The organism is Sporosarcina sp. P2 (genome assembly GCF_002743255.1).
In the GTDB taxonomy this organism is placed as follows: domain Bacteria; phylum Bacillota; class Bacilli; order Bacillales_A; family Planococcaceae; genus Sporosarcina.
Genome location: NZ_PDYY01000001.1, coordinates 86460 through 108172 on the forward strand (window position 1 = coordinate 86460; position 21713 = coordinate 108172).

Below are 21713 nucleotides of genomic sequence, written 5' to 3' on the forward strand. Positions count from 1 at the left end.
CATAGAAAAGGAGGAACAGATATGAGCACAAAGAGGATCCTGGTGACACTTGGCTTGTTTGTCACCGGCTTATTACTTTTATTGATCGTCTTTACTACGTGGTACACAGTAGATGAATCTGAACAAGCTGTCGTCATTTCATTCGGTCAAGCTGGCGCACCCGTGACGGACTCTGGTCTACATTTTAAATTACCTTGGCCGATTCAGAAAACAGAAATCTTATCAAAAGAAACGTACAGCATTCATTTCGGTTACAAACAAGATAAGTCGGGTGAAATCGTTGATAAGGAAACAAAGATGATAACAGGGGACGAATATATCGTGCTGACCGATCTGACAGTGCAGTGGCGTATAGTGGATCCGAAGAAGTATTTATTCAATGCAGAAGACCCCATTGAAATCTTGAGGGATGCGGCATCTGCTTCCATACGTTCTGTCATCGGTAGTTCCACAATTGATGCGGCGCTAACGGATGGGAAAGCAGAAATTGAAGCAAAGACTCGTGAGTTATTGACTAGTTTGGTAGAGAAATATGATATCGGTATAGCGGTACAAGGCGTGAAGTTGCAAGATGTTGAATTACCCAATGCAGAGGTACGTGCAGCATTTACCGCTGTAACCGATGCGCGCGAAACGAAAAACACGAAGATTAATGAAGCGAAAAAGTACGAGAATCAAAGAACGAAAGAAGCAATTGGTGAACGTGACGCAATCAAATCCCAAGCGCTAGGGAAAAAGACGGCACGTATCGAACAAGCGCGTGGTGACGTGGCGGTATTCAGTGATTTATATAATGAATATGCGAAAAGTAAAGATATCACTCGTGAGCGTTTGATCATTGAGACGCTAGAGCAAGTGTTACCTAAAGCAAATCTGTATATTATGAACGACAGCGGAGAAACGATGAAGTATTTACCACTCCAACAGCTGCAAATAGATCAGCCGCCTGTAACGGGAGAAAAGGATAAGTCGGCTGAAAAAGGAGGGAAAGCTTCATGAGTAACGAACAAAACCCTTTCAAGAAGATAGAAGATGCCCTTAAGAAGATGGGGGAAACCGACCAAAAAAGAAATACTCAGAAACCAGATGCTGATCCCAAAGTTACGCAGATGCGACCGAAAAGAGCGTTTGATATGAAAAAGTACACAAAACTCATTATCTCGTTAACAGTCGTTTTTGCGATTCTGGTGATTCTGTTATCCAACTTATTTATCGTCAAAGAAAATGAATACCGGGTCGTCCGTCAGTTCGGTGAGATAACGCGAATTATCGAAAAGCCCGGAATGCATATGAAAATACCATTTATTCAAAGTGTCAGTACGTTGCCGAAAAACCGAATGACTTCTAACGTATCAGAAGCGGAAATTAATACAAAAGACAAGAAACGGATCATCATTGATAATTATGCAATATGGCATATTACAGATCCTGCTAAAATGATTTCCAATGCACGTAATATTGTCAATGCCGAAGCTAGAATGGAAGAATTCATTTATTCTGTAGTCCGTAATGAAATGGGACGTCTAGATTATGTCAATGTTGTCAATGATGAAGACTCTTCACGCGGAAGCTTGAATGACGATGTGACGGCCAAAGTAAATAAGTTTTTGGACGATGGGAATTACGGTATTAAAGTAGTGGATGTTCGTATGAAGCGTATTGATTTACCTGAAGAAAACGAACAGTCTATCTACACACGAATGATTTCAGAGCGTGATTCGACTGCACAATCTTACCTTTCTGAAGGGGATGCAGCGAAGCAGAAGATTGAGGCAGAAACAGATCGTGTAGTTCAGGAAATGTTAGCAAAAGCGAAAAAAGAAGCAGCGATCGTTACTGCGCAAGGTGAAGCGGAAGCGGCAAGAATTTATAACGAGGCGTATGCAAAAGACCCAGAATTCTACAAACTGTATAGAACACTTCAGTCTTATACGAAAGTCGTGGATGACGAAACGATGATCATCCTACCAGCTGATTCTCCATATGCCAAGCTATTAAGCGGCAATATCGAGTAATCATAAGTACGTCATTTTCATTCGAGTTGCCAAACGTGGTAAACTAGATGAAAATGACGTTTTTTTTATAGTGACGAACATAAAGGAGTGGGATGGATTTTGACGAAAAAGAAAGTCGTCTTATTGGATGGAAATAGCTTAGCCTATCGTGCGTTTTTCGCTTTACCGTTATTAACGAATGAAAAAGGGGTTCATACAAACGCGGTATATGGTTTTACTATGATGTTAGAGACCATCTTAGCGAATGAAAAACCGACGCATGTGATCGTAGCGTGGGATGCAGGAAAAACTACATTCCGTCACAGTACGTATACAGAATACAAAGGTGGACGGCAAAAAACACCGCCTGAGCTTTCGGAACAGTTCCCGTATATTCGTAAACTAATTGAAGCATTCGGCATCACGCAGTATGAACTCGATCTATATGAAGCGGACGACATTATCGGGACATTGAGCAGAGAATGCAGTGATGCAGAAGCGGAAGTTGTCATCATTTCTGGAGATAAAGATTTAACGCAACTGGCAAATGATCAGACGACGGTATGCATAACAAGAAAAGGCATTACCGATCTTGAAAAATACACGCCTGCGCATATCGAAGAAAAATATGGTCTTGCGCCATCGCAGATCATCGATATGAAAGGATTGATGGGCGATGCGTCCGACAATATCCCAGGCGTACCTGGGATTGGCGAAAAAACTGCCATCAAATTATTGAAGGAATACGGTTCTGTAGAGGAAGTCTATGAATCGATAGAGCAAATCACTGCAAAGAAAATGAAAGAAAACCTCGTGAATAATAAAGATCAAGCGTTCATGAGTAAAGAACTCGCGACAATTGAAGTACACGCACCGATTACTGTGTCATTGAATGATATGGACTTTGTCGGACGAAACGAAGAAGAAGTAATACAACTATATAAAGAATTACAATTTAAATCATTGCTTGAAAAGATGGATGTATCTACCGAGGTTCAACCACTGGAAGAAATTAACGTTCACACCGTGGAAGAGATTACTTCTGAAATGCTGACGGATACGATGTCTCTGCATGTCGAGATTGACGGTGATAATTATTTATCTCAAGATATTTTGGGTATCGGTCTTTCAGATGACACCGATACGTATTTCATTTCTACTGAAATAGCGACTACATCGGATCTCTTTAAGAACTGGATTGCAGACCAGACAACACGTAAATTAGTTTCCGATTCCAAATCAGCTTATGCAGCGATTGCGCGCCTTGGCATGGAACTAAATGGTGCAGAATTCGATCTCATGCTGGCGGCATACATCGTCAATCCTTCATTCTCGACGAATGAAGTCTCCGAAATCGCACGTTCATTTGGCTACCATGGTGTAGAAAGTGATGAAGTGGTCTACGGTAAAGGGGCAAAACGAACTATACCGGCATCTGAACAACTTGCCAATCATACTGCGAGAAAAGCACATGCGGTGTGGGAGCTGTATCCAGTTGTCACAAAACAGTTGGAAGACAATGAACAGCAAGACTTGTTCCATGACCTCGAATTACCGTTAGCAAAGATACTCGGAAAAATGGAAGTAACCGGTGTGAAAACGGACGTGGATGTGCTAAAGACGATTGGTGAGCAGTTATCGGAACGTCTGGCGGTAATTGAAAAGACGATTTATGAAATGGCTGGCGAGAAATTCAATATTAATTCCCCTAAACAGCTCGGTGTCATTTTATTTGAGAAAATCGGATTGACTCCTATCAAGAAAACGAAGACGGGTTACTCGACAGCTGCGGACGTGCTAGAGAAGCTCGAAAGTGAACATGAAATCATTCAACATATTTTACTATACAGGCAGCTTGGTAAATTAAATTCAACCTATATTGAAGGTCTCACAAAAGAAATTCACGAAGATGGAAAGATTCATACACGATTCCAGCAGGCTTTAACACAGACGGGAAGATTGAGCTCGATCAATCCGAACTTGCAAAATATCCCAATTCGTTTGGAAGAAGGGCGCAAAATTCGTGCAGCTTTCATTCCATCTGAAACAGATTGGATTATGTTTGCGGCTGACTATTCACAAATTGAACTGCGTGTACTTGCACATATTTCGCAAGATGAAAAATTAATTGAAGCATTCCGCGAAGGTGCGGACATTCATACGAAAACTGCAATGGACGTTTTTGGTGTGAAAGAAGAGGATGTCGATAGCAATATGCGTCGCGCAGCAAAAGCTGTCAACTTTGGTATCGTCTATGGCATCAGTGATTATGGATTATCACAAAGTTTAAACATTACCCGTAAAGAAGCAGGGACGTTTATCGATACGTATCTAGCAAGCTTCCCGGGCGTCAAACAGTATATGGATGATAGTATTACCGACGCTAAGCTAAAAGGCTATGTGACGACACTATTGAAACGTAGACGTTATTTACCGGATATCACGAGTTCGAATTTCAACTTGCGAGGTTTTGCGGAGCGTACGGCGATGAATACACCAATTCAAGGAACGGCAGCAGACATCATTAAACAAGCGATGATCGATATGGATGCCAGACTTGAAAAAGAAAATATGCAAGCGCGTATGTTACTGCAAGTGCATGATGAATTGATATTTGAAGCGCCGATGGAAGAGCTAGAGAAATTAAAAGAAATCGTACCGGAAGTGATGGAACAAACCATTCAACTCGACGTTCCGTTGAAGGTCGATTGGAATTATGGCAAGTCTTGGTACGAAACAAAGTGAGTGATATACATGCCAGAACTACCGGAAGTAGAAGGAGTGGTGCGTGATCTCGCACCGCTCGTGGAAGGGCGTACGGTTAAGCAACTTTCTGTATCGGATACCGTGGTCATTTCTAAAACAGCTGGAAAAGAAACGATTATCAAAGGTAAATCTGTAGACGACTTTCTTCACGGCATGGAGCACATGCAAATTGAGAAAATTGTGCGTCGCAGTAAATATATTTATTTTTATTTAGTGAAGGAAAACCAACCATACCTACTCGTCAGCCATCTTGGCATGACGGGTGCATGGTTTGTCGTGAACTCTCTTGATGAAATTACAGAAGACAAGTTTCGGAAACATGCACATGTCTTTTTAGAAATGGAAGATGGCGGATTACTAGTCTACTCGGATATACGAAGATTCGGCGAAATGCGTCTACTGCAGACGGAAGAAGATTTCCCTCCTTTGTTAGAGATGGCACCCGAACCTTTTTCTGAAGAAGCGCTGGACCATTTTTTATCGATGGCAGAAACTCCGAAATATAAAAGAAAACCTATTAAAGAAGTGATCATGGATGGAAAAGTCATTTCGGGATGCGGCAATATTTACGCTACGGAAGCGCTGTTTCATATGAAAATTCATCCGGGTCGTACAGCGGAACGGATTAGCAGGAAGCGTAAAATCTTATTGTTTGAAGAGATTGTACGCGTTTTGCAAGAAAGTATCGACGCGGGGGGCAGTACAATATCCGATTACCGTTCAGTTAACGGCAATGCGGGAACGATGCAAGATCGACTGCATATGTACGGTAAAAAAACATGTGTAACATGCGATACACCGACAAAAAGTAAGCAGATTGCGGGCAGAACCTCTGTCTATTGTCCAGCATGCCAAAAATAAGGAGTGGTGAACGTGATTATCGGATTGACGGGAAGTATTGCAAGCGGGAAAAGTACTGTAGCCAATATGTTGCGTGAAAAAGGTTACCCTATTGTCGATGCGGATGTCATCGCGAGGGAAGTTGTTGAGCCAGGTAGCCCATTGCTTGATAAAATTCAACGGACTTTCGGTAAAGAAGTGTTACGCGAAGATGGCACATTAAATCGCGAACAGCTCGGGGCCATAATTTTTGGTAATCAAAAGAAACGGCAACAGTTAAATGAATTAATGCACCCTGCAATCAGGGGGCGAATGGTCAATCAGAAAGAAGACTATTTAACTCAAGGCTATCAAACCGTCATTATGGACATCCCGTTACTTTTTGAAAGTAGACTGCAGGATTATGTAGAAAAGATTATCGTCGTTTCGGTCACGAAGCAAATTCAAAAGCAAAGACTGATGGCTCGCAACGAATGGACAGAAGCAGAAGCGGATGCCAGAATCGCATCGCAGTTGGATATGGATAGCAAAGAACAAGGTGCTGACGCGGTTATATACAATAACGAGACACTAGATGAAACGGAAAAACAGTTGGATGCAATCCTCGAAAATTGGCAAGCTGTGCCAAGATAATGGCTGTAGGGAATTAATTTGTGAATTTAATGTGTAATAGTGTTGGCATAAGGATAAAATATGTTATACTAATGAACGATTAAAGATATAAAGTATAACATACATGCAGGAGGATCCCTTTAATGACTACAAAAATTGCAATTAACGGACTTGGCCGTATTGGACGGATGGTATTCCGCCAGATTATCAAAGAAGATGATGTTAATCTTGTTGCTGTCAATGCGACATATCCCGCTGAAACAATTGCACATCTCTTGAAATATGACTCAACACACGGAGTTTTCGATGGTGAAATCGTAGCAGAAGAAAACGCAATAATTGTCGATGGCAAACGTGTACAATTAATTTCTGAGCGTGACCCTTCGAAATTACCTTGGAAAGAACTGGGTGTAGATATTGTTATAGAATCAACAGGCGTATTCAACTCCCGTGAGAAAGCAGCACTTCATTTGGAATCCGGAGCAAAGAAAGTAATTTTAACAGCTCCAGGTAAAAATGAAGACGTAACAGTTGTCATCGGAGTAAATGACGACAAATTAGACGTCAACAAACATAGTGTAATTTCTAATGCTAGTTGTACGACAAATTGTTTAGCGCCCGTTGCAAAAGTATTGAATGATGAATTTGGTATTGTAAACGGCTTGATGACAACAGTACATGCCTATACGAATGATCAGAAGAACCTAGACAACCCACATAAAGATTTGCGTCGCGCGCGTTCTTGCGGAGAGTCCATCATTCCTACTTCAACAGGTGCTGCAAAAGCTTTATCACTTGTACTCCCTGAACTTGAAGGGAAGATTCATGGTCTAGCATTACGTATCCCGACACCGAACGTATCCCTTGTGGATCTGGTGGTGGACGTAGAAAAAGATGTGACGGTTGAAGAAGTGAACAATGCGTTCCGTAAAGCTGCAGAAGGCCCGATGAAAGGCATTCTTCGCTTTACTACAGAACCACTTGTATCGATCGACTTCAATACGACAACAGAATCTGCAACACTTGACGGACTTTCTACTATCGTCATGGGCGATCGTAAAATCAAAGTACTTGCATGGTATGATAATGAATGGGGTTATTCAGCACGTGTTGTGCAATTGGCGAAAAAAGTCGCTTCTGCATTAACTGACAAAGTAACTTCTTAATGAATGAATCGGCACTTCATCTTACAGGATGAAGTGCTTTTCTATGTCCGTTTGTTGTTGTATGGATAGTTTCTGTTATAATGAAAAGTACTAATGAATATGCGGAGGAACTAACTATGTTATGTCCAGCTTGTCACTACAACGGAACACGTGTAATTGATTCACGGCCCGCGGAAGAAAATCGCTCCATTCGACGAAGACGTGAATGCGAAAAATGCAGTTTTCGTTTCACGACATTTGAAAAAGTGGAGCATTCTCCGTTAGTTGTCGTAAAGAAAGATAAGACGCGAGAAGAATTCAGCGGTGAAAAGTTGCTGAGAGGATTAATTCGCGCTTGTGAAAAACGCGCGGTACCGATCGAGCAATTAAAAGATATCGTGGCGTCTATCGAAAAAGAACTAAGAAGCTCAGGAAATGTCGAAATAGATTCCGAACAAGTGGGAGAAATGGTGATGGAACGATTAGTGGATGTGGATGAAGTTGCCTATGTACGATTTGCATCTGTCTACCGCCACTACAAAGACATCACAATCTTCATAGACGAGTTGCAACAATTGCAAAACAGGAAAGATGAAGAACAAGAGTAAGTTGTAATCTAGAAGGGGAGGCGATTGTTAAAATGCTTTATACAGAGTTGCAGCCTGTCGATTCCTTCGAAGTAAAGTTAGCACATCCTTTTTCTGCATATGATCGGCAGATGCTAACGCTTTTTTATCAGCCACTGATCGGTCCCGAAGCGGTCAGTCTGTTTATGACACTGTGGACAGATGCGGAAAGCAGAGAACCGCAAGAACATACCCACTATTATTTGATGAATATGTCTTCTTTCCCACTTCAAACCATTTTTGAAGCGAGGATTTCGTTAGAAGCTATTGGATTATTACGTACGTATAAGAAAAAACAAGAAATAAATAAGAGGTCTTTCCTCTACGAACTATTACCGCCGCTCGATGCACCTTCTTTCTTCAATGATCCGCTTCTATCAACGTTTTTGTTCAGTAAAATCGGAGAGCAACCTTATCGTCAGTTGCGTGGTCGGTTTTTAGAGGAGCCTATTGCGAAAGAGGAGTATCAGGATATATCACGGACATTTTTAGATGTCTATACACCTGCAAGAGGCGATCAAGCGATGGAATTGACTGCTGGAATGCAATTTCAAGGAAAAAGTGAACCGCCTGGCATACCGTTTTACGTATTGAATTTTAATTTCGATTTATTTTATAACGGTCTATCCGATCAAATGATCCCTAAAGCTTCGTTACGCACTATTTCTCAGGAAATGATTGCGATGCTGGCTTTCTTGTATTCACTCAGTCCACTTGATATGCAAAAGGTCGTAATGATTGCAATGGATGAAAACCACCAGCTGACAGAAGAAAAAGTCCGTAAGGCAGCTGCGGAATTTTATAAGATGAATACGTCCAAGCAACCACCAAAATTACAGTCGGTATTTACACAACCGATCGTCGATGAAATGCCTAAAGAGAATATGAGCCGTGACGAAGAATTGCTATTCTATTTGGAACATACACCACCAAAAGAGATGTTACGTAAAGTAAGCAAAAAAGAACCATTCCTTGTAGATATTCAACTTGCTGAACGATTAATCAATCTGCATAAATTCCCGGTAGGTGTCGTCAATGTCTTGCTACAATATGTAATGCTACGTAACGATGGAAAAATCACTAGTAGTTTTGTGGAACGCATTGCTTCACATTGGGCGAATAAACAAGTAAATGATGCGAAAACGGCTTTGAAGTTATCAAGAGAAGAACATGATCAATACATGAAATGGCTTAAAGAAGGCAAGCAATCAACGCCTAGAAGCCGAAAGCCAACCAGGGAAGAAAAAGTTCCAGAATGGTTTTCAAAGCGCGATAAAAAGAAGAAATCCGAAAAACCTGATGACTTCAATGTAGAGGAAGAACGCCAGAAGTTATTGAAAGAATTGGGGATTCAAGAATCAGAGGTGAAATAATATGGAACGAATTGGGGATGCGATGAAACGCGTAGTGAATGCTCCTTCGTTAGCTCAGAAATACGACGAGCTTCGAACAGAAGTGATGGAAGACCCGGCTGTACAAAAATTTATTAGCGATCATTCCGATGAAGTCAATACAGAAGTGGTCAACCGCAGTCTAGGTAAATTATATGAATTTACATCGGCTTCACACGCATGTGAGCGCTGTCCAAATCTTGAAGGGTGTATCAATGTCATGAAAGGCTTTGAGCCGAAACTAGTCATAGCCCAGCGCCTGATTGATATTGATTACGTAGTCTGTCCTACTAAGCAGTTGGCAGATGAACGTAGAAACATCTCGAAAATGGTGAACAGTATGTACATGCCTAAAGAAGTGATGGAAGCACGCCTATCTGACGTGAACTTTCTCTCAGAAGATAGTCGCGTGATCGTCATGCGCGCGGCTAAAGACTTCCTGAATCAAATTGAGTCTACTGGTAAGGTCCCCGAAAGAGGCTTCTATTTATTCGGTAACTTCGGTATTGGAAAATCATTTATTTTAGGCGCGCTGGCGAATGAATTGGCAACTAGACGTATACAGACTGTTGTTGTATATGTGCCAGAGTTCCTGCGTGAAATGAAGCAATCTATCCAAAACCAAACATTGGACGAAAAAATAGAGTTTGTAAAAAGGGCTCCTGTTTTGATGCTGGATGATATTGGGGCAGAAACGATGTCAACGTGGACACGCGATGAAGTGCTAGGCACGATTTTACAGTACCGTATGGCGGAAAAACTACCTGTATTCTTCACATCCAATTTTGATTATAATGAATTGGAACATCACCTTACAACGAGTCAGCGCGGGGAAAAAGAACCTATTAAAGCTGCACGAATTATGGAGAGAATTCGTATGGTTAGCCAACCATTCAAACTGGGTGGGGAAAACTGGCGGGATTAATCATTCTTCATCAACTTGCTTTGTTGAAAGAATGAATAAATTACACTTGCAATTATGCTCAAACTTTTCTATACTATTACACAGTTCAACATTCATAACATGTTAAAATGCATCGAAGAGGACAATGATTTATTTTTCACCTTTCCAGAGAACAGGGGCATGGCTGAAACCCTTGTAGGCAGAAGATAAATTTACCACCTCCGAGCAGCATCAGTGAAATCTAGTAGCTGGTGACGGTAACGGCCCGTTAGCCGATCGAAAGCTTCGGTCTTTTCGTGTTTTTGCGAATAGAAGGAAGAAGGGTGGAACCACGAGCTCAAGCCTCGTCCCTTTAGGGATGAGGCTTTTTTGCGTTCAAAAAAAGAAAGGGAGTCATACACATGCCAGAAAATATTCATTTAACATTTCCAGATGGTGCAGTAAAAGAATTCGAGGATGGCGTAACAACAGATGAAATTGCGGGCTCCATCAGTCCCGGATTGCGTAAGAGCGCATTGGCGGGAAAAATTGGAGATCAGCTGATCGATTTGAAATCACCAATTCATACAGATGGAGATATTAGTATCATTACTCCAACGTCAGATGAAGCATTGGAAATTCTGCGCCATAGTACGGCTCACCTTTTGGCACAAGCCGTCAAACGCAAATTCCCGGATGCGAAACTAGGAATAGGACCTACTATCGAAAATGGATTCTATTATGATATCGATTCGCCTACACCGATCACTGCAGAAGACTTACCCGAATTAGAAAAGGAAATGAAACGCATCATTGGCGAAAACTTGCCGATCATTCGTCACGATGTATCCCGTGCTGAAGCCGAAAAACGTTTCAAAGAAATTGACGATGAATACAAATTGGAACTTCTTGAAGCCATTCCTGAAGATCAACAAGTATCTATCTATGAACAAGGTGAATTTTTCGACTTATGCCGTGGTATTCACGTCCCATCTACAGGTAAACTGAAAGAATTTAAACTGTTAAGCATTGCAGGCGCTTATTGGAGAGGGAACTCCGATAACAAAATGCTTCAACGTATCTACGGAACAGCTTTCTTCAAAAAAGACGAGCTGAAAGAACACTTGCGCATGCTTGAAGAAGCGAAAGAACGGGATCACCGTAAAATCGGTAAAGAACTGAATCTCTTCACGAATTCACAAAAAGTTGGACAAGGTCTTCCACTATGGTTGCCTAAAGGCGCTACTATTCGACGCGTAGTAGAACGTTATATTGTAGATAAAGAAGAAAGACTAGGCTATCAGCACGTCTATACTCCAGTACTTGGAAGTGTAGAACTCTACAAAACTTCAGGTCACTGGGATCACTATCAAGATGGCATGTTCCCAACAATGAGTATGGATAACGAAGATCTCGTTTTACGTCCAATGAACTGTCCTCACCACATGATGATTTATAAAAATGGCATTCATTCGTATCGTAACTTGCCACTTCGTTTGGCGGAACTTGGCACGATGCACCGTTATGAAATGTCCGGTGCACTTTCAGGTCTTCAACGTGTTCGCGGTATGACATTGAATGATGCACATATCTTCGTGCGTCCTGATCAGATTAAAGAAGAGTTTAAACGTGTCGTTAGGTTGATCATTGAAGTATATAAAGACTTTAATATTAAAGATTATTCATTCCGTCTATCGTATCGTGATCCTGAAGATACAACGAAATATTTTGATGACGATGAAATGTGGGAACGTGCACAAACTATGTTAAAAGAAGCGATGGATGAGTTGGAGCTTCCGTATACAGAAGAAGAAGGCGAGGCAGCATTCTACGGTCCAAAATTAGATGTACAAGTAAAAACAGCGATTGGAATGGAAGAAACTCTTTCCACTGCACAACTTGACTTCCTATTACCTGAGCGCTTTGATCTGACGTATATCGGTGAAGATGGTAAGCAACATCGTCCAGTCGTCATCCATAGAGGTGTCGTGTCAACGATGGAACGTTTTGTTGCCTTCTTAATTGAAGAATACAAAGGAGCTTTTCCAACATGGTTAGCACCGATTCAAGTAGAACTCATCCCAGTATCGCCTGACGTTCACTTTGATTATGCAGAGGAAATCAAAGAGAAATTGGCATTGGCTGGGTTCCGAGTAGACGTGGACAGCCGTGACGAAAAGATTGGTTATAAAATCCGCGAAGCACAAGTGCAAAAGGTTCCGTACATGCTTGTACTAGGCGACCGTGAAATGGAAGCTGGCGAAGTCAATGTTCGTAAATACGGCGAACAGAAATCTGAAAGCATGTCATTCGACGCATTCCTTGCGCTAATTAAAGAAGATGTGAAGAAGGATTAAGGATCAAGATGAAGTCGATAGATTGAATGAAGACAAGGCATTGCGGATTGTCGTTTCGGTAAGACGCTTTTTCTTGAGCCCGTGCCGAACAGATCCGTCGGAAGTTTACGCCTTCTGTTCAATCAACTACTTTATTGAACTGTAAATAATTACGTTAAGTATTCCCACTAACTAAACGAAGGTGTCTTACAAGCGGTTGGCGATACATGCAGGAGCCGGCCGCAGACACCGAAGTGGATGTTAAGTCATTTTTCATTCAACTTTTCTAAAATAGTAGTTGCAATATTATCCATAACGCGCTATACTTAAAAAGTTGAATTAATTCAAACATAACTTGTGCATCCGACAATAGGATATGCAGAGTTGTTGACACTAGATACTAAAGATGATATTATTAATAAGGTTAACTGAATACAGTTTGTGGTATAAGAAGAGGCTACCCGCTTCTCACCTGTTCGACGCAATGAAGTTGTTGCCAGGTTAGCACAATAAGTTTATATCTATGTGTACTAGCATAGTATACTTACGCGGGTAGACAAATCATATTTGTCTACTTTTTTTATTTTGTAAAATGGATAGACCTATGGGACTTTGCAGTCGGAATTTCCGATATACCAAAACATGTATTCACGAGACAATATTCGGAGGTGGATTACTATTAGCAAAGACATGTACGTAAATGATGGTATCAGAGCACGTGAGTTGCGATTAATCGATCACAACGGCGAACAACTCGGTATCAAAACACGTAATGAAGCTTTAGAAATTGCTGCTCAAGCAAACCTGGACTTAGTTCTTGTTGCTCCACAAGCGAAGCCCCCAGTAGCTCGTGTTATGGACCATGGAAAGTTCAAGTTCGAACAGCAAAAGAAAGAGCGTGAAGTACGTAAGAATCAAAAGATCATCAACGTAAAAGAAGTACGACTTAGCCCTACAATCGATGAGCATGATTTCCAAACGAAACTTCGTAACGGAATCAAGTTCTTGGAAAATGGGGATAAGGTGAAAGCTTCGATTCGTTTCCGCGGCCGTGCAATTACGCACAAAGAAATTGGCCAACGAGTTCTTGATCGCTTTGCAGAAGCTTGCAAAGAAGTTGCAACTGTTGAAGTTAAACCAAAAATGGAAGGTCGGAGCATGTTCTTAATACTTGCCCCACTTGCCGAAAAACAGTAACACGAACAATTTAGGAGGAACAGAACATGCCAAAAATGAAAACTCACCGCGGTTCCGCGAAACGTTTCAAAAGAACTGGAACTGGTAAATTAAAACGTGGCCGTGCTTACACAAGTCACCTATTTGCTAACAAATCTACGAAGGCTAAACGTCACTTACGTAAGTCTTCACTAGTTTCTTCAGGCGATTACAAGCGTATTCGCGAAATGCTCACATACATGAAGTAAGACCGAACACACACTTAAAGGATAAGCAGGAGGTAATGCACTATGCCACGCGTAAAAGGTGGAACAGTAACGCGCAAGCGTCATAAAAAGGTATTGAAATTAGCAAAAGGTTATTTTGGTTCAAAACATAGACTTTATAAGGTAGCAAACCAACAGGTAATGAAATCTTATAACTATGCTTACCGCGACCGTCGTAACAAAAAACGTGATTTCCGTAGACTATGGATTACACGTATCAACGCGGCTGCTCGTGTGAATGGTATTTCATACAGCACATTAATGCACGGCTTGAAAGTAGCTGGCATCGATGTTAACCGTAAGATGCTTGCAGAACTTGCAGTGACAGATGCATCAGCATTTGCACAACTTGCAGAGACAGCAAAAAAATCTGTAGCAAAATAAGATGAACCAAAATCCACTTTCGTTTTCATTCTTATATGGAAATGAAGGTGGATTTTTTTCGTATGGAGGAATGGCTGAAATGGCACAAACTCTATTGATTTATATGGTCATCCTGTCACTCTGGGCGTTTTTGGCGATGGGGTATGATAAAAGACAAGCTAAAAAGAAAAGGCAACGTGTACCAGAACGAAATCTATGGTTATTGGCACTGCTTGGTGGTGGAGTAGGTGCGTACGTTGGCATGCAATTCTTTCATCACAAAACGAGAAAGACCCATTTCCGTATTGGATTTCTGCTTCTGATGATGATCGACATAGTGCTGCTACTAGCGATATATGGTGTGAAATTCCCAACAACCGTTATATTTTGATATAAAAAAGGAAATAGCTTTTCTTAGCTATTTCCATCCAATCAAGATTTCATTAATTGTTCAATTGGGTTCTTCCAATTGATTTCAGCATGGGGATAATTCGTTCGTACTTCGGATTCAAGAAAATGAAAATCCTCTTTTGTCATACCTTGCAATTTTGCTTCATTTTTTACCCAAATGAAAATGGAAACAACATCAAAAGAATCAGACGTGGTGCCTAGATATTTCTCACCTTCAAACATCGCACCTTTGTACGTAATAAAGAAGTTTTTACGGATATTTTTCACATCGTCATAAAAATAATATTGTTCTTTTTCATACGCTTCATCCAGCTTTCGCTTAGCATCTGTCAAATAGCGAATGCCGGCATAAAACAAATAAATAACCAATGCTATAATGAAGACGCGGATCAATAAAATCATGAAATCAGCTCCTGCAAACGATATAGTACTGTACTATACGGATGAGTATGGGAAAAGGTTTCATTTACTAGCGAAATGGTGGAGGGAATTTAATTGAAATTACATCAACTATTTGAAATGCAAAGAGCGCTCGATACATATATTCAAAAAAATCATCAAACGAATGAAACATTTACTGAAAGAGGTCTGGCATTATTAGTCGAACTTTCTGAGTTGGCTAACGAAACGCGTTGTTTTAAATTCTGGAGCACGAAAGGTCCTTCAGCTGACAGCGTTATTTTAGAAGAGTATGTGGATTCTATTCATTTCTTATTATCTTTAGGAATTGAAAAAGGCTTTGATGGATTGGAAGAATGGCCGGCAAGTGATACGAAAGATCAAAATTTGACACAGCAGTTTATTCAAACAGGTCAATCTATTTATGCATTCTTGGATTCATTAGCATTTGAAGATTATAAAAAAATCTGGGTGAACTACGGAGCGCTTGCGAATACGCTCGGTTTTACTGAAGAACAAATTATACAAGCATACATAGATAAAAATGAAGAAAACTACGCACGTCAAAGAAGTGGATACTGAGCGATATCATTAGCTTCACTGCCATTTTAACTATAGTAAAAGTTTCATAAATAAATAAATTGACAAAAAGACTGTTTTGATAATAAAATTAATACACTATAGGTCATACAGGGGGTATTTCGTTGAACGAATGGAGTAAGGATGATTTTGGACTGCGTTTAAAGGCACTGAGAGAACGTCGAGGACTATCGATGATGGCATTTGGAGCAGCAATTGGCACATCAGCTAGTCGAATTAAAGATTGGGAGCGCGGTAAGAACGCACCATCAGCTGCATGGATCGCTAAAATTTCAGAGCGTTTTTCTGTTTCTACCGATGAATTGATTATGGGTGAGGTAACATTTACTCCGTATTTCAAAGCGACAGGTAATACAGTAGAATCACTTTATGATCGTCTTCGTGAAACGATGAATGTCGAATCCTCTGGTAAATGGCCAACAGAAATTGATGAGCTATATGCAGAAATCGATGCAGTGAATAAAGAGAAGTATCGTAGCGGAAAAGGACGTCGATCAGCTGAGAAAGAGCTGATGGAGTTGGCTATCCGTCTTCCTAAGAAAGATGTACTAGAATTGCTCGAGCTCGCTAAATATAAAAGACGCACGCTATAACACGATGTCCCTGGAAGTGATTATACTTCGAGGGACATCGTTTTTTTTATTAGAAATCTAAAATTAAAATCGGAAAAGCTGGATAAGTTAGTAGAGAGTAGGAGGGGATTGAAACTCCAGCTGGCGGACGCTTCCCATGGGCCGAGCGGTGGGCTCACCAATTCGAAAGCTCCATCTGATTGTCTCACCTGTCGGGCTTGATCCCCCCTGAGTCGCCTCAACTTCCAATTTAATCCTGCCTAAATAGATGTAGATCATTTACTGGCATTAGAGTGGTTATTGTTGTAGTCTTTGAACTTATTCTTAGTTTAAGTGCAGCTCCAGTTCAGTACTATTTACTATTCAGACTTTAATGCTCAACAAAAAGTTACTACTATTTACTGTGCAGGGATTTTCGTTCCGAGCGGCGACTCCCGCGGGAATAGCAATTACTTCTGCGATTATAAGCGAAGCGTTATGAGCATGAGTCTTGAGAACACGGACAGATGCCTTAATTTCTGCAAAGTACACAGAAATACGGCAAAGCGAACCCTTCGCTGTTCGCTTGGCTCAAGCCATGCCCGCAGGAAAGCGTCCGCTCGGAACGGAAATCCCCTACCCTACACCATGTCAGTCACTTCTTATATTACAAAATAATGAATAATCAAATAGCGTGAAATGTAGGAAAATAGAATGAAATACGTTATGATAGAGTCGTATATAAACCCAAGGAGGATGAGTTGATTGAAAGCATTCGTTCATGAAAATGGTGAGCTCCACTATACAGATATCGCCGAACCCTCAGCTGGAAATGGTAAAGTAATTGTCGCCTTGAAAACAGCAGGACTTAATCGACGTGATACTGCTATACCGAAACGACGTGGAGATGCTAAAGAACCATTGGTAATGGGATCAGACGGCGCAGGCACGATTGAATCAATCGGAGAAGGTGTAACCGGTTGGAACATAGGAGACGAAGTAATTATTAATCCATCCCTTCGATGGTTCGAAGAAAGCGATGCGCCTCCAGTTGAGTTTGATATTTTAGGTATGCCGGATCATGGCACGTTTGCTGAGAGGATTTGCATATCTTCAGAACAGCTAGAGAAAAAGCCATCACATCTCACATGGAATGAATCTGCAGTTATCGCCCTAGCCGGACTAACAGGTTATCGTGCACTAGTGACGAGGGGTCGTATAGAAGAAGGGCAAACCGTCTTTATTCCTGGAGCAGGAAGTGGAGTCGCGACCTATATGATTCAATTTGCAAAGAAAATGGGAGCGAGTGTCATCGTGTCCTCAAGAAGTGAAGAAAAAAGAAATCACGCAATGAAAATCGGTGCAGATATAGCGATTGATACGAATAGTGATTGGCCAACAGAACTACAAGATGAACGTGTGGATCTTGTGATTGAGAGTGTGGGAAGGGCAACATTCAATCGTTCTCTTGAAATTCTAAAAAAAGGTGGTCGGATCGTAGTATTTGGTGCAACGACAGAAGATACCGTCGAACTGAACTTACGTGAATTCTTTTACGGTCAGTATTCGTTACTTGGCACTACGATGGGAAGTCGTGAAGAATTACGCGATATGTTAGCGTTAGTTGAAGAGCATCAAATCCATCCTGTTATTGATTCAGTGATTCCTCTTGAAAATGCAAGTGAGGCATTTACTAGGCTGGATGACAGTGTACAATTCGGTAAAATCGTTTTAGCCATTTCAAAATAAACCATATACCCTGTATAGAAAGGCAGTGGAAGTAGTGACGAAAGAAGTAAAGACACTGACAGACCTGGAAATCGCTTCAAAAGCAATTATGCAACCAATTGAAGACATAGCATCCAAAGCAGGAATTCCCTTGGATGCATTGGAGCTATATGGTAAATATAAAGCAAAAATTAATGTAGATCTTATTCCCCAAAAAACTTCACAAGCAAAGATCGTACTCGTAACCGCTACAAGTCCAACACCAGCTGGAGAAGGAAAATCGACAGTGACAGTGGGTCTTGGTGATGCGCTTTCTCGTTTAGGTAAGAAAACTATGATTGCATTGCGTGAACCTTCATTAGGACCCGTAATGGGTATCAAAGGTGGAGCAACGGGTGGCGGCTTCTCCCAAGTTCTGCCTATGGAAGACATCAATTTGCACTTTACTGGAGACCTTCATGCCATTACAACGGTTAATAACGCGCTGAGCGCTATGATCGATAACCATTTGCATCAAGGCAATGCGTTAAAGATCGATCCTCGTCGTATTACATGGAAACGCGTCATGGATATGAATGACCGTGCGCTCCGCCATGTAACAATTGGTTTGGGTGGACCAGCACAAGGCGTACCACGTGAAGATGGTTTTGATATTACAGTAGCATCCGAAATCATGGCTGTATTCTGTCTGGCGACTAGCTTACAAGACTTAAAAGAGCGCTTGTCCGAAATAGTCATCGGCTATACGTATGAAAAAGAAGCCGTGACTGTGCGTGATTTAGGTGTAGAAGGTGCGTTGACACTTCTGCTAAAAGATGCATTCAAACCTAACCTCGTTCAAACAATCGAAGGCACACCAGCTTTCATTCACGGTGGACCGTTTGCAAATATTGCCCATGGATGTAACTCGTTAATTGCAACGAATACAGCGCGTAATCTGGCTGACTATGTCGTGACAGAAGCAGGATTTGGATCAGATTTAGGTGCGGAGAAATTTATGGATATTAAAGCGCGCATCGGTAAATTCCAGCCGGATGCAGTCGTTCTTGTAACGACAATTCGTGCGCTCAAAATGCACGGCGGAGTTGCGAAGCAGAATTTAAAAGTAGAAAATAGTCAAGCTGTAGAAAATGGTTTAGTTAACTTGGAAAAGCATGTCGAAACGATTCTGTCGTTCGGGGTGAAACCTATTGTCGCGCTCAATCATTTTGTTGGCGACTCTAATAGTGAACTTCAGGTAGTACTAAAGTGGTGTCAGGAGAATAATGTAAAAGTCGCTTTAACTGATGTGTGGCAAGATGGTGGAGCGGGCGGTGAAGCATTGGCGAAAGAAGTTCTGAAAGTGATGGAAGAGCCAAATAATTTTGCGCCGATTTATGAAGTAGAGCAATCCGTAGAAGAAAAACTCACAGCGATTGTTCAAAAAGTATATGGTGGCGCAGGCATTATATTTACCGATCAGGCAAAGAAAGATTTAGCCGAAATCAAAAAGAATGGCTGGGATTTGTTACCGGTCTGTATGGCAAAGACGCAGTACTCGTTTTCCGATGATCCAAAAAAGTTAGGACGTCCAACAGACTTTTTGATCACAATCCGCAATATCTTACCGAAACTCGGAGCAGGTTTCTTAGTTTGTCTGACCGGCGACATCATGACTATGCCTGGTTTACCAAAAAAACCAGCAGCGCTCAATATGGATGTCGATTCGGCAGGTAATGCCAAAGGGTTAATGTAATTTCTTTCTATAGTAGTGAAATGATAAGCAAAGAGCCAGTACGGCTTTTTGCTTTTTTAGTAAAAGTAGGTAAGTAAAAGAAGTGATCAATATTCTTAATGCCCCTCGGTTGGATCATAAATAGGATGTACAGAAAGTCGTCAACATGACATTCTGTACATCCTTTTGTGTTCCTATAAAATCAAGAAATTTGATGATCAACAAGCCATTCACCAATGAAATCCATTATCGATTCAACCGTTCCATCTTCGAACGGTGATCTTAAATGGGCCGTTGTAACGAGTTCCAAAAATGATTTACTTCCGCCCAATTGACACAGTGCCAAATAATCTGTCCATGCTTCGTCGAAATCATGTAAAGATCGTTGCCAAAATTGAAGCGCACAAATTTGCGCCAAAGCATAATCAATATAATAAAACGGCGCTTCATAGATATGACCTTGTCTTTGCCAAAAACCGCCTTGTTCTAAATAGGGATGTCCATCATAATCCCGATTAGGTAAATAAATGGTTTCGATATCTTTCCATACCGCTTTACGTTCACTTGGTGTCATGTCAGGATTGTCATAGATGCGTTGCTGAAACTCATCCACCGCAACTCCATAAGGTAAAAACAATACACTTTCAAGTAAGTGTGCATAACGATAACGATCTGCATCGCTTCCAAAAAAGCGATCCATCCAGTACCAAGTGAAAAACTCCATACTCATGGAATGAATTTCTGCTGCTTCAGTCGTTGGCCAAATGTATTCGGGGATGCCAATTGAACGACTCGAATAGACTTGGAATGCATGGCCTGCTTCATGCGTCAAAACGTCAATATCACTTGAAGTTCCATTAAAATTAGAGAAGATGAACGGGGAATCATAATTATCTATAAATGTACAATAGCCGCCAGCTTCTTTGCCTTTTTTCGCCACCAAATCCAATAAGTTTTTACGTTTCATATAATCAAAAAAGCGTCCGGTTTCACGCGATAGCTCCTGATACATTTTTTGTCCATTTTCTAAAATCCATTCAGGAGAACCTTTAGGTTGCGGATTTCCCTCGGGGTAATGCAAAGGTTCATCATAAAACTTCATTTGTGAGATCCCTATTCTCCGACTTTGCATACCACGAATCTTCTCAGCCAATGGTACTACATGTGTTCGAATTTGATTTCGGAAGTGTTCCATCATATATGCATCATAGCCAATCCGGTCCATACGTATATATCCTAGTTCTGTAAAAGTTTTAAATCCGAGTGTTGTAGCGATTTCATGACGCACGGCAACGAGACGATCAAAAATTCTATCGAAATGATCTTCATTTGACGCATAGAAATCAGCAGTGGCATTCATAGCATCTTTTCTAACCGAGCGATCAAGTGACTCTTTAAATGGTCCAAGTTGTGCCAATGTCAGCGTTTTGCCGTGAAACTCGATTTGTGCTGAAGCTACGAGGTTCGAGTACTCGGAAACTAATTGGTTTTCTCGTTGTAAAAGAGGCAAGACTTCATCTGAATACGAATGAATGGCATTCTCCGCAAGCTTAAATAGCTGTGGCCCCCATTTATCTTCTAATTGTGCTCGGAAAGGCGTAGAGATTACAGCTTGGTAATAATCGCTTTGCAAGGCTTGGAATTGAGGCCCAATCACATCAAAATACTCCCGTTCATCTTGATAAAAGCCATCATTCGTATCAATTGAAGAACGGATATACATGATATTCTCCGCCGTACTAAAATCACTCGTCAACATGTTTATATGCTCCATTATTTCAGCTTGATCATCAAATGAGTTTGCTTGCTTAAACTGTTCAAGTGCAGTCTTGAATTCTGTTTGTAGTTTTTCGATATCCGGGCGTGTATACACATACTCTTCAAAAGTAAGCATTGCACTCCTCCTAGTTCG

The 21713-nt window shown here is 41.1% G+C and carries 20 protein-coding genes and 2 other annotated features; of the genes, 18 read left to right on the top strand and 2 right to left on the bottom strand.

The window, feature by feature from the left end; translation table 11 throughout:
* The first annotated feature begins 21 nt into the window (after window positions 1-21).
* The 14 genes from hflK (at window position 22) to CSV67_RS00475 (ending at window position 14789) form a co-directional block, all read left to right on the top strand.
* Window positions 22-999, top strand: coding sequence for an FtsH protease activity modulator HflK (gene hflK / locus CSV67_RS00410; protein ID WP_099629663.1), 978 nt, complete (start codon window positions 22-24; stop codon window positions 997-999).
* Entirely contained in the window at window positions 996-2015 is a 1020-nt protein-coding gene (hflC, locus tag CSV67_RS00415) for a protease modulator HflC (RefSeq protein WP_099629664.1), read from the top strand. The genes hflK and hflC overlap by 4 nt, the downstream gene beginning before the upstream one ends.
* A gap of 99 nt (window positions 2016-2114) precedes the next feature.
* Complete coding sequence (gene polA / locus CSV67_RS00420) at window positions 2115-4739, top strand: DNA polymerase I (protein ID WP_099629665.1); 2625 nt, start codon at window positions 2115-2117, stop codon at window positions 4737-4739.
* 9 nt (window positions 4740-4748) lie between these two features.
* The gene (gene mutM, locus CSV67_RS00425) at window positions 4749-5621 is read left to right on the top strand and encodes a bifunctional DNA-formamidopyrimidine glycosylase/DNA-(apurinic or apyrimidinic site) lyase (protein WP_099629666.1); all 873 of its coding nucleotides are present in this window, start codon (window positions 4749-4751) and stop codon (window positions 5619-5621) included.
* Between the two features lie 12 nt (window positions 5622-5633).
* A complete protein-coding gene (gene coaE / locus CSV67_RS00430; protein ID WP_099629667.1) occupies window positions 5634-6233 on the top strand; it encodes a dephospho-CoA kinase in 600 nt (199 codons plus the stop codon).
* Between the two features lie 122 nt (window positions 6234-6355).
* Window positions 6356-7378 (top strand): glyceraldehyde-3-phosphate dehydrogenase, encoded by a 1023-nt coding sequence (locus CSV67_RS00435; RefSeq protein ID WP_099629668.1) that lies wholly within the window; start codon window positions 6356-6358, stop codon window positions 7376-7378.
* Between the two features lie 116 nt (window positions 7379-7494).
* Window positions 7495-7965: a transcriptional regulator NrdR gene (gene nrdR / locus CSV67_RS00440; RefSeq protein ID WP_099629669.1), complete on the top strand. Its 471-nt coding sequence runs from the start codon at window positions 7495-7497 to the stop codon at window positions 7963-7965.
* 32 nt (window positions 7966-7997) lie between these two features.
* Window positions 7998-9356 carry a replication initiation and membrane attachment family protein gene (locus tag CSV67_RS00445; RefSeq protein WP_099629670.1) on the top strand — a complete coding sequence of 453 codons (1359 nt, stop codon included), beginning with the start codon at window positions 7998-8000 and terminating at the stop codon, window positions 9354-9356.
* A 1-nt stretch (window position 9357) separates the two neighbouring features.
* Complete coding sequence (gene dnaI, locus CSV67_RS00450; RefSeq protein ID WP_099629671.1) at window positions 9358-10299, top strand: primosomal protein DnaI; 942 nt, start codon at window positions 9358-9360, stop codon at window positions 10297-10299.
* Window positions 10300-10402: 103 nt separating this feature from the next.
* Window positions 10403-10633 (top strand) — a binding site (T-box leader).
* A gap of 46 nt (window positions 10634-10679) precedes the next feature.
* Window positions 10680-12614: a threonine--tRNA ligase gene (thrS, locus tag CSV67_RS00455; protein ID WP_099629672.1), complete on the top strand. Its 1935-nt coding sequence runs from the start codon at window positions 10680-10682 to the stop codon at window positions 12612-12614.
* Between the two features lie 421 nt (window positions 12615-13035).
* Window positions 13036-13182 (top strand) — a sequence feature (ribosomal protein L20 leader region).
* Window positions 13183-13235: 53 nt separating this feature from the next.
* A complete protein-coding gene (gene infC, locus CSV67_RS00460; protein ID WP_099629673.1) occupies window positions 13236-13790 on the top strand; it encodes a translation initiation factor IF-3 in 555 nt (184 codons plus the stop codon).
* A 26-nt stretch (window positions 13791-13816) separates the two neighbouring features.
* Window positions 13817-14017, top strand: coding sequence for a 50S ribosomal protein L35 (gene rpmI / locus CSV67_RS00465; RefSeq protein WP_099629674.1), 201 nt, complete (start codon window positions 13817-13819; stop codon window positions 14015-14017).
* A 42-nt stretch (window positions 14018-14059) separates the two neighbouring features.
* Entirely contained in the window at window positions 14060-14419 is a 360-nt protein-coding gene (gene rplT, locus CSV67_RS00470; protein WP_085131190.1) for a 50S ribosomal protein L20, read from the top strand.
* Window positions 14420-14489: 70 nt separating this feature from the next.
* Window positions 14490-14789 (top strand): DUF1294 domain-containing protein, encoded by a 300-nt coding sequence (locus tag CSV67_RS00475; protein WP_369803115.1) that lies wholly within the window; start codon window positions 14490-14492, stop codon window positions 14787-14789.
* A gap of 41 nt (window positions 14790-14830) precedes the next feature.
* Here the strand turns inward: CSV67_RS00475 and CSV67_RS00480 are convergent, their stop codons facing one another.
* Window positions 14831-15211, bottom strand: coding sequence for a sigma-w pathway protein ysdB (locus CSV67_RS00480; RefSeq protein WP_099629676.1), 381 nt, complete (start codon window positions 15209-15211; stop codon window positions 14831-14833).
* Between the two features lie 93 nt (window positions 15212-15304).
* On the opposite strand from CSV67_RS00480, the gene CSV67_RS00485 reads away from it, so the two are divergent.
* The 4 genes from CSV67_RS00485 (at window position 15305) to CSV67_RS00500 (ending at window position 19822) form a co-directional block, all read left to right on the top strand.
* Window positions 15305-15790, top strand: coding sequence for a dUTP diphosphatase (locus CSV67_RS00485; RefSeq protein WP_099629677.1), 486 nt, complete (start codon window positions 15305-15307; stop codon window positions 15788-15790).
* Between the two features lie 122 nt (window positions 15791-15912).
* On the top strand, window positions 15913-16401 hold the full coding sequence (locus CSV67_RS00490; RefSeq protein WP_051210452.1) for a helix-turn-helix domain-containing protein: 489 nt from the start codon (window positions 15913-15915) through the stop codon (window positions 16399-16401).
* A 723-nt stretch (window positions 16402-17124) separates the two neighbouring features.
* Window positions 17125-18108: a zinc-binding dehydrogenase gene (locus tag CSV67_RS00495; RefSeq protein WP_099629679.1), complete on the top strand. Its 984-nt coding sequence runs from the start codon at window positions 17125-17127 to the stop codon at window positions 18106-18108.
* Between the two features lie 34 nt (window positions 18109-18142).
* Window positions 18143-19822 carry a formate--tetrahydrofolate ligase gene (locus CSV67_RS00500; RefSeq protein ID WP_099629680.1) on the top strand — a complete coding sequence of 560 codons (1680 nt, stop codon included), beginning with the start codon at window positions 18143-18145 and terminating at the stop codon, window positions 19820-19822.
* Between the two features lie 181 nt (window positions 19823-20003).
* Here CSV67_RS00500 and CSV67_RS00505 read toward each other — a convergent pair whose 3' ends face one another.
* The gene (locus tag CSV67_RS00505) at window positions 20004-21695 is read right to left on the bottom strand and encodes a M3 family oligoendopeptidase (RefSeq protein WP_099629681.1); all 1692 of its coding nucleotides are present in this window, start codon (window positions 21693-21695) and stop codon (window positions 20004-20006) included.
* Between the last annotated feature and the right edge of the window lie 18 nt (window positions 21696-21713).